This window comes from Haematobacter sp., assembly GCF_032102465.1.
Classification (GTDB): domain Bacteria; phylum Pseudomonadota; class Alphaproteobacteria; order Rhodobacterales; family Rhodobacteraceae; genus Haematobacter.
In genome coordinates, this window is the sequence record NZ_DAMDHB010000044.1 from 18,432 (window position 1) to 27,936 (window position 9,505).

The window sequence follows — 9,505 nt, forward strand, 5'->3', positions numbered from 1 at the left end:
CTCCGGAACCGCCCATATTACCTCTCTCGGCATTGGGGGCACTCATGGTCCCCGGCGGCGATGGTGGATCAACTGGTCCACACATCTGGCGGAAGGTTGACGGAGCGTTCCGCCGCTTTCACTGCTGGCCTAGTTGCTCAAATGTGGTAATGTGGGTCTTCGGGCTGATGCGGAGATGAAAATGAGCCGTCTGACCATCGACATGACCGAGCAGCAGCACCAGAGCCTCAAGGCGCTTGCGGCCCTGCAGGGCAAAACGATCAGGCAATATGCGATCGAACGCCTGTTTCCCGGTGACGAGAATGCGGATCAGGCTTGGGCGGAGCTGCAGGCCCTGATGAAGGCGCGCGTGCAGAATGGCTTGGCCAGCAAAGTCTCCGACAAGGGCGTCGAGGACATTCTGGCTGAGGAGTTGGGCCGGAGCGGTCGGGATTGAGCCGAAACTATATCCTGACCGATGATGCCGTGGCAGATTTGCGCGCCATCATCCGCCACACGCGTGACACCTGGGGTGCGGCGCAGGCTCGCCGCTACGCCGAGGCTCTGGAACATGGCATGAGCGGGATCGCTGGCGATCCCGGACAGTGCAGGGATATGGGCGCGCTCTATCCCGAACTGCGGATGGCACGTTGCGAGCGCCATTATCTCTTCTGCCTACCCCGGTCGAATGCTCCGGCCCTCATCGTCGCGATCCTGCATGAGCGGATGGACCTGATGGCCAGGCTCGCCGGGCGGTTGCAGCAGCGAGACCCGTGACCCCTCACCGATTGCTATCGATCCAGTGCGACAGCAGCTGCCGGTCGCGGAAGCATTCATCGGGGACGGCGCGGCGCTTGATCCGGGCGAGGCGCTCCGCGAACGCCACCTGCTTCGAGGTCGGATGCCCGTCATACATCGGTGTCAGCTTGGCCTGCGCCTCGATCCAGACGCTGAGGCTGCGGCGGTCCTGCTGTGCCTCCTAGGGCAGGAGGGTCCCGTTGCGCAACGCGAGCGAGCGGGCATAGGCGATCTGGCGCGGCGTTACCGGCAGGGCGAAACTGGCGGAGGCCATGGCGGTTCTCCTGTTCTGACCATGGGGTTAATGTAGAACATTAAGGGAACAAATTCAACCGGCGCGCCGGGAGAAGGGTCCGAGCGGAATGTATCAGGGCTACGCAGGCACCATGTCGGCCGAGGCGCCCTTCATCGTCACCACGCTGTTCACGTTCTCCCATCTTTCCTTCGGGTTTGACTCCGAGCGGATGATGGCGGGCTACGCAGGGCTGTACGACTATGTGGGCGAACATCCGGAAGCGGGCGAAATCGCCCGGGCCATCGCTTAGCGCTGCACCGGCTTGCGCAGTCAGGACGATGTCAGGCCGCCCTTATGGGGTGTCCGTAGGTCCGGTCTTTCGACCGGGGCCCCGGTTGGGGTCACTCTTCCCCGGAGGTGCCATTGCCGCTGATCTGGCAGCGCCCCCGCCGCAAGTCGTCATCATATGGCTACGATCATCTGAAGGCTACGGATCGCGTCAGGCCCAGATTCCGGCTGGCGATCAGTGCGCTACCGGTGGTCATCGACCTCGGCCCGGCCGACAGGCCGCAATGGGCGTTCGCTGATGCCGCTGGTCTGAGGGAGGATGCACACTGGCCTGATCGCATGGATGAGCATCGCCGTGGTCGCCCTCCGGTCTTCCCGCCGGTCCCTTCAGGGTCGCGGCTGCCTCCATTCGCTTCGCCCGTATTGGGACCGCACCCGTGTGGCCTCTGCAGATGGCCTGATCTGGCCGAAGACCGGCTGCGCCTCGCCCGTTGTGGCGCAACAGCGTCGTCCGGACTTTCTTCCCCTGCCGGTGCCCGGCATTCCTCGCGCGTACAAGAAAGTCCCGCCTTTGCTGTCAGGGTCCCGTGCCGGGACTGCGTCCACGGGTCGTCCCCGTCCCTTCGATCGCCATCGAGGCCGCACTGGAGCGGACCCGAAAACGAGAGAATGGAGAAGAGACATGGCGACCATCGGCACTTTCAGGAAGACCGGCAACGAATACACCGGCGAGATCGTCACCCTCAGCGTGCAGGCCAAGGGCGTGCGCATCGTCCCCTCCTCAGGGGCCAATCGCGAGAACGCGCCCTCGCACCGCATCCTGGTCGGCCGGGCAGAGATCGGCGCCGCCTGGACGAAGCGCTCGGCGGAGGGGCGGGATTATCTGGGCCTGAAGCTGGATGATCCGAGCTTTACGCATCCGATCTACGCCAACCTCTTCGACGACGAGGACGGCGAGGGCTCCAGCCTGATCTGGTCGCGCCCCAACACCCGCCGGGGGGAGTGATCCCCCCAACCAAGGCCCCGGTCGAAAGACCGGGGCTTCGCGAAGTCGCGGGACAGGTAGCAATACGCGGCCGCAGTAAACGTCAACCCCGCGGGATAGGAGGAGCCAGCTGCGTTGCAGCGGGATCGACGGGCAGGGCGGAAAGCTGTCTGACCGCAATGCGGCATTGCGGCCGCAGCAATTTGCCGGAGCGGTCGCTCGGGCGGACCGCTGCGAGGCAGAGGTCGGATCCGCTACGCGGGGTGGAAAGCGGTTCATAATTTTAACCGCGAACACGATTTAACGCAGACCGTAGAGCGGACGTCCACGGTGTTACCATCGCACGAACATCGATCTCTGAGGTGCATTTGGGATTGCTACCATTTTTTGCACACTGCATGATTAGAGGTGAGGAGCGTGGAGTAGCTGAGCGCATCACGAACCATATCGGTAGACTGACACGGACGTTGTGGCTTGGGTTGAGCGAAGTACAAATACCTATGACTATATCGCCGTGTAATGTTCAGAGCTTTGGACGGTTAATAGAGACTAGAGAAGCCTGCTTAGAATGAAAGACTTCACAAGGATAGGCTAGGTGTCGCGATTCTCTGAAAGCAAGGTTGCAGAACGCTGGCTAAAGCGTTTCTCAGAAACCGATCGAGAGATCGCCGCCAGCCTTATCGACGAAATGCTTTTCGTCAGCGGCGGAGAGCTATCGAACAGCGTCACAAAGTTGTTCGAAAAAATCCGTGCGGAGCATGAAAATCAGGGGCCGCTCGCTTTCTACGCAGAACGCGAAGTGGAATGGGACAAGAACCAAATATTGCCAATATTTCCTGGTACCCGGGTGGGGCGGGCGGTCGGCAAGGGTCCGCAGCCTATTCCCTTCAATCCCGATCGCCCTGAGGTCGGAAGCGAAGGTCTGATCGCGAATCTCATCACCAGCTATTGTCGTGCGAACGGGAAGAAGACGCTGAACCACCCGGGCCCGAACCTGCTGCGCAAGCGCAAAGCTGGCCCGATCATAATCGTTGCTGATTTCATAGGATCGGGCCAGCGGGTTTGGGAGATGCTTGAGGCATTTCGTGCTGTCGCCTCCATTCGAAGTTGGCAGTCGTACCATTTGATCGATTTTTACGTTGTCGCGTATTCGGGCACTGAGCAGGGTCTGCACCTCGTGCGATCAAGCCGGTTGCGACCGAAAATACTCACAGTGACGGGATGTCCAACGATAGAATCCGCGTTCCGCAAACCCGCGCGTGACGCGGTGAACCGATTGTGCCGAACTTATCCCCCAGGTGAAAAATCGCCGCTCGGTTACGGTTGGGCCGGAGCGCTAATCGCATTCGAGCACGGTGTGCCAAACAATGTTCCGCCCATCCTGCATCGTGGTTGGAGCAAATGGGCGCCACTCTTTCAGCAGCGCAGCACCATCGCGGCCAAGGGAGAATTTCCCAGTACCAATCGTGAGGAGCTTGCTGCGCGCGCAGAGCAGTTGCTTCGTATCCGCGATGCCGAAACCTACTTGTCAGACTCGCGTGGACGCCGATGGATCAAAACAATGCTGGTGTTGGCCGCAATCGACGTCGGCGCTCGCTCGCGTGCGCAGATATCGGCGTACAGCAGGCTTAAGCTCGAGACGGTCCGAGAGATCGTCGACTTCACTGAAATTGCCCGTTGGACGACGCGGAAGCTGACATTATCTGCGCTCGGGCGATCCGAGCTTCGGCGGCTCAAGCAGCGCCGCGCACGCAATCCAGTTCTTCCAAAGTCGAATAAACCATTCTACTATCCCACTCAGTTGAGGGCTCGGTGATGGGGTCTAGAAATGCGCTGCTTCGGCAGCGATGGGTCCCTTGGGGGCTTGGAACGTTGGATTTCCGGCGTTCTCTAAGAGGAGCGGACTATTCACGCTGCGCGATACTGCACGTCACGTCTGGCGGTGTCTTGGCCGCGACGCGCAGTACCACCCACCCGGGTGGGTCAAAGTAGATGTCGGCGCCGAACTCTCAACGCTACCGCTCCCAAGGCCGTCGTGAAGGCATCGACGATGCCGTACTCGACCATGCCGTGTCGACCTTCGAGCGGATTCGCGCGGTCGATCCCAGGATCACGCCAGTTCTAACGCTCAGGCACCTCAGTTATCTGACCGACATTCCGTTCCTGCATCTTCGCGAATTGGTGGCGCGGCGTGTGCATCGACCATACAAGTTCTTCTATCTCAAGAAGCGTATTCCGGGCCGAAGTCGCGTTCGAATGATCAGCGTACCGAATAAGACCTTAATGGGTCTTCAGAGATGGATCGTCGATAACATTCTGCAATTCACACGGCCACACGGGGCCAGTTACGCGTTCCATCCAGACTGCCGACCTTACGAAGCGGCGGCAGAGCATTGTGGATGCGCTTGGTTGCTCAAGATTGACCTCGAAGAGTTCTTTCACACTGTGTCGGAGGGGCGCGTCGCAGCTGTCTTCGAGGACTTAGGGTTTCCGCGCCTCCTTTCCTTCGAACTCGCAAGATTGACCACGGTTGCCTGCGAACGACTTGGGCCGCGACCTGACCCATCGGTACGTTGGCCGGCAATTCCGCTTTATCAGTGCAAGCATGAAGGGATGCTTCCGCAAGGAGCGCCAACGAGTCCCATGCTCGCCAACCTTGCAATGCTGAAGACCGATGAGATCTTAAGCCAGCTCGCTGAGGAGCACGGTATGACCTATACAAGGTATGCCGATGACTTGGCATTCTCCTGCGGCAATGAAGATAATTTCGAGCACATCCAACGCTTCAAGCGCTTGGTTTTAGGCAAGCTCAATGATTCAGGATTTCGGCCCAACCACAGGAAAACGGTTATTCGCGGGCCAGGCACAAGGCGGATTGTTCTAGGCATGTTGGTCGATAAAGAGCGGCCGCGATTGCCTCGAGAATACAAGGATAACATCCGCATGCATCTACACTTCCTCAGTTCCCCGTCGCAGGGGCCGTCTTTGCATGCATCTTCACGGAAGACTTCGGTATCCGGTATCTTCCATCATGTTCGCGGCTTGATCGCCTGGGCGGAAACCGTTGAGCCAGACTATGGTGCGCTCGCTTTGCAGAGCTTTGAGTCGATTGATTGGCCACCATTGGGGCCACAACGATTCTAAGGCAATGGAGACTGAGAACCAGGGCCGCATGAAGCTAGAAGTCCACCAACGGGCCTCCAAAAAGCTCAAGCGAAGTCGAGTCTCAGGTCACTCGCAAACACATATGGGTCGTGCAGGACGATCAGCCCGCTCGCGGGGATTCGCCCGGGTAGCAACCCGTCACGCAGGTGTGGGGGCAGGCGACTACAGCCGCGCGCGCAACTCAGCGAGGACGGCTCCATGGGTGGTCTGCATCGCGCTGTCCAGCATAACATATTGACAATCATCTTAAAAATACAAATTGACTTATCTAGTCAATTTGACATTGCGTGGCGGCGCAAGGAGCGGTAGAAGATGGCAATGGAAGTAGAATTCGCTGATGCCGCACTTGCTCTCATCGAGACTGATCAGGTCGGGACCACGCGCCTTTCGGTGGCAATCATCAAGTCCGCACGGCGAAAGCTTGCAGTTCTTCGTGCGGCACCGGATGAGCGGTCGCTGAGGAACTGGAAGAGTCTGCACTACGAGAAGCTGAGAGGGGGGAGAGATGGCCAGCGGTCTGTGCGTCTGAACGACCAGTTCAGGTTGGTTTTTACCTTGGATGAAGGGACCAAGCCGCCGACGATCACGATATTGAGCATTGAGGACTATCACTGATGGCCAGTCTTGAAATCCTACCTTCGGAGCATCCTGGGGAGTTCATCGCCGAAGAACTTGAGGCGCGGGGCTGGTCGCAGGCTGACTTGGCATTCGTACTGGGCTGGGATGTCAGCCAGTTGAATCGTCTTATAAAGGGTAAGACGGACGTTACGCCTGACTCTGCCAACATGCTCGGAGACGCCTTCGACGTGCCCGCAGAATTCTTCATGAATCTGCAGAAACAGTACGATCTGGGTCGCGCAAAGAAAGCGGATCCTGGGGTTAGGACGCGAGCATCGTGGGCTGCGGTGTTTCCGGTTCGCGAGATGATTAAGCGCGGCTGGATCGAAGATACAGAGAGCAGCCTTCTTGATGTGCAGATGGTGCGTTTTTTTGGTAAGTTCCGTCGCGATGAGGTTCCGTTCGTCAGTGACGCTCCTGTCATTGCTCACGCTGCTCGCAAGTCATCCTATTCGGAAATTCTTCCGGGCCAGTATGTGTGGCTTCATCGCGTCCGAAGTGTTGCGCGAACCATCGATTGCCCGACGTATTCTGAGGAAGCCCTGCGCGGTGTTCTTCCTTCGCTTCGCTCGCATTTTATCGATCCGGATGACCTGCCCAGAATCCCGGCTCTGTTGAAGAAGTGCGGCGTCAGGCTAGTCCTCGTGGAACAGATCTCTGGATCAAAGATTGATGGCGTTTGTACTTGGCTTGACGATCAGCCGGTCATCGGTCTCACCAACCGGCTAGACCGGATCGATAACCTTTGCTTTGTGTTGCGCCATGAGATCGAGCACGTTCTTCGCGGCGATGGCCGGGAAGATACATTCGCACCAATTGACGATTTTGATGGGAATCTGGGCTCAGGAAACCCCGACCTGCCTGAATGTGAAATGGTCGCAAATGCGGCTGCGGCTGATTTCTGTGTCGACCAAGCGATGTTGCAGTCCTTCATCCTTAGAAAGAGCCCTTACATTTCCGAAAAAGACGTCCGCGCATTTGCAGCGCGGGCTCAGATCCATCCGGCAATCGTGATTGGGCAGATTCAGCACAAGACGAACCGCCACAACTGGTTGCGCAAGTATCAGACAAGCATTCGGGCTTTCCTGAAAGAGTGGGAAGCTGTCGACGGGTGGGACGCAGTCCCCCGCGTGGAACTTTAAGGAGGCCGGAGTATGGCAAATTTCAGCGAGCAGGTTGTGAATCTTTGGGAAGAGTGGGTTGCTGAAACGGGCCACGAGTCGGCGGATCCGGGTGATTTCGTTGAATGGGCTCTGTCGAACCGGCGTCTCATACCGAACCCCGTCGACATAAAACAGATGCTACGGCGGCAAGTGACGCAGTCGTTGCGTCAAGCAAAGCGGTGGGACGAAGACGGACGCTTCACTTACCGTGCATTTCAGTCGGCGACCCTGTTTGAGGGTGGTGAGGCGATCAAGCATTACTTTGACACGGATACAGGTGGTTCGCCATCCCTCCGTCAGAAGTCTGTCAAACAGAGGCGCGATGCGATTGCCCGCGATGTCTACAGGGCGGTCTGCGACGTCGACAGAATGAAAAAGGTTCACAGGGACGAGCCGCAGTTGAACCTTTTTACTGATTTCACCGACGACGTTGCCGAACTCAGAATCTCGGAAAGCGTTGAAGATGATGAGGATGATGTAGCATAAACGAAATTCACCTCTAAGTTGATGAAAGAGGCGCCCCCTCGCGACAGAAAATCCCACAAGTAGACGTAAAACCAGACATCAGAATATTCCGACCTTCCAATCTCCGTAAAACTAGCTCGCTGCCCTATCGAACGGATGCTAGCCTCACGCGGTGTTTGGTGCCCTCTTCATCAGTGTAGCTGATAGATAACGACCCCGAATTCGGCTTGCTTACGCTCAAAAATTTAGCTGGTGCTTGCCTAAGTATCCTTTACCCACGTATGCAGCATGTGGAAAGCTACCTTCGGTGGGTTTCGGATCGAACTCTCACTTCTCCTGTGCCGCCGCACCGGGATGCTGCGCTTCGTCGAGCTCAGAGCTGACGGTCGACGCCATCCAATCTTGTACAGAAGCACACACCGTACCCTAAATTTAGACCTAGCGCGGCGAAATCATATGAGGCTATCGCGATTTGGGCAAAGCAGCGATTAGCGGGGCTTCACATTCTGCTTACCTTAGTACATCTGCACTGAGACGGTTAGGTAAGCAGGAGAAAGCCGTGACTTGGATAATCGAACTAAAGCGCGACATCAGGTTTGAAAATTTACAAGATTTTGACCCAAATTGGCTCCTGTTCGGAATCATGGTTGATCCTTACCGTGACGACATCACTGACTACTTTCTTACGTCTCCCCATCTTGAGCGGTACAGGGATGCACCCGCCGCTGTAAACACCGCAAGAGATCTTTCTCTTTTGATAAACGGTGTGTTTGAAATTTTCGCGGTAGAGCCAACTCTTCACATGGGGACTCATCGCATGCTTTGTGCTGAGCCATTGCGAGAAATTGGCAGATTTTCCGTGTGGCCCGCCGGTCTCGAATTTACGATGCCTTACTCCGCACTTGATGAGGGATGGGTTAATTGGCGTCGCACGGAGCGAGAGTTTAGGTCAACAGTAAGCGGTAATTTCTGTGCTCTATGCCTTCATAGCAAGAAAATACGTAATATAGCGCTTACGTTCGGATATCTCGGCGTGAACTGGATCAGTCTTTTCTCGGCTCTTGAGCACCTTGATTTGAGCGATAGGGATATGATCGAACGATATGGAATCACGAATGCGCAGCTAAGTGCCTTTCGCGGCACAGCGAATAATTTTTCTATTCTGGGGCCGGCCGCACGTCATGGAGCTTGGCGGGGGGCGCCGCCTCGTAGGCAGACTACCCTAGCGGAGGCGAGAGAATTCGTAATGGGCCTGGTGCGGCGAGAGGCACAGATCCTCGCTCAACAGCCCGAATTCCTTGATGCTATGACCTTAATCCATCGCGCCGACTAAAGCGTGTGTGTGTTGTCACCAAGTTAAACTGTCGCCTGCCGCAGAAAGTAGAAATGTTGTAACTGGGTCGTATGGCCGCCGAGCTAGCCTCGCTCGCCCTCCACGCACAGGCGGCAGGGACGGGGCTGACGGTCGTCGGCTAGAGGTACGAGGATTGGCTATATCCCGAATGCCAACCTTCCGACTGGCGGTTTTCTACACCACGCGTCAAACGGCCGCTTACGGGAGTGCGGCCAAGCAGCTTATGTTCAGGTCGAACGGCCGGTAAGGGGCCGATCCTTCACGGCGGGATGGGTCAGACGCTCCTCAGGGCAAAGTGTGACCCGTTCCCCTCTGCAGCCTCTGCTCGGACTCCTCGGCTCTCACTTGAGCGAGGTGCATTAGGGTGGATCACTTCGCAGGTGCGGCAGGAGACCTGACCTGGGGGCTGGCTATTGCGCCAGGGTGATGGCGCATCGGATAAGCCTCGTGACGAG

10 protein-coding genes and 1 pseudogene are annotated in these 9,505 nt (G+C 57.3%); 10 read left to right on the plus strand and 1 reads right to left on the minus strand.

The features are described 5' to 3' along the window. The first annotated feature begins 181 nt into the window (after window positions 1–181). Both RT513_RS18365 and RT513_RS18370 read left to right on the plus strand, forming a co-directional pair. Window positions 182–436, plus strand: a complete 255-nt coding sequence (locus RT513_RS18365; protein WP_290686710.1) for an antitoxin — start codon at window positions 182–184, stop codon at window positions 434–436. Continuing rightward, the gene (locus tag RT513_RS18370; RefSeq protein WP_290686708.1) at window positions 433–756 is read left to right on the plus strand and encodes a type II toxin-antitoxin system RelE/ParE family toxin; all 324 of its coding nucleotides are present in this window, start codon (window positions 433–435) and stop codon (window positions 754–756) included. The genes RT513_RS18365 and RT513_RS18370 overlap by 4 nt, the downstream gene beginning before the upstream one ends. Before the next feature lie 4 nt (window positions 757–760). On the opposite strand, the pseudogene RT513_RS18375 reads toward RT513_RS18370, so the two are convergent. Then, window positions 761–1,051 (minus strand): annotated as a pseudogene (locus tag RT513_RS18375) (hypothetical protein). Window positions 1,052–1,139: 88 nt separating this feature from the next. On the opposite strand from RT513_RS18375, the gene RT513_RS18380 reads away from it, so the two are divergent. The 8 genes from RT513_RS18380 (at window position 1,140) to RT513_RS18415 (ending at window position 9,029) form a co-directional block, all read left to right on the plus strand. After that, window positions 1,140–1,322, plus strand: coding sequence for an antirestriction protein (locus RT513_RS18380; protein WP_290686706.1), 183 nt, complete (start codon window positions 1,140–1,142; stop codon window positions 1,320–1,322). Window positions 1,323–1,982: 660 nt separating this feature from the next. Further along, on the plus strand, window positions 1,983–2,306 hold the full coding sequence (locus RT513_RS18385; protein ID WP_313534208.1) for a DUF736 domain-containing protein: 324 nt from the start codon (window positions 1,983–1,985) through the stop codon (window positions 2,304–2,306). Window positions 2,307–2,880: 574 nt separating this feature from the next. After that, the gene (locus RT513_RS18390; RefSeq protein ID WP_313534209.1) at window positions 2,881–4,101 is read left to right on the plus strand and encodes a hypothetical protein; all 1,221 of its coding nucleotides are present in this window, start codon (window positions 2,881–2,883) and stop codon (window positions 4,099–4,101) included. A 176-nt stretch (window positions 4,102–4,277) separates the two neighbouring features. After that, entirely contained in the window at window positions 4,278–5,429 is a 1,152-nt protein-coding gene (locus RT513_RS18395) for a reverse transcriptase family protein (RefSeq protein WP_313534210.1), read from the plus strand. A gap of 333 nt (window positions 5,430–5,762) precedes the next feature. Continuing rightward, window positions 5,763–6,065, plus strand: a complete 303-nt coding sequence (locus RT513_RS18400) for a type II toxin-antitoxin system RelE/ParE family toxin (protein ID WP_313534211.1) — start codon at window positions 5,763–5,765, stop codon at window positions 6,063–6,065. Further along, on the plus strand, window positions 6,065–7,210 hold the full coding sequence (locus RT513_RS18405) for a HigA family addiction module antitoxin (RefSeq protein WP_313534212.1): 1,146 nt from the start codon (window positions 6,065–6,067) through the stop codon (window positions 7,208–7,210). The genes RT513_RS18400 and RT513_RS18405 overlap by 1 nt, the downstream gene beginning before the upstream one ends. A gap of 12 nt (window positions 7,211–7,222) precedes the next feature. Beyond that, window positions 7,223–7,717, plus strand: a complete 495-nt coding sequence (locus tag RT513_RS18410) for a hypothetical protein (RefSeq protein WP_313534213.1) — start codon at window positions 7,223–7,225, stop codon at window positions 7,715–7,717. A 538-nt stretch (window positions 7,718–8,255) separates the two neighbouring features. Beyond that, window positions 8,256–9,029, plus strand: a complete 774-nt coding sequence (locus RT513_RS18415; protein WP_313534214.1) for a hypothetical protein — start codon at window positions 8,256–8,258, stop codon at window positions 9,027–9,029. Window positions 9,030–9,505: the final 476 nt, after the last annotated feature.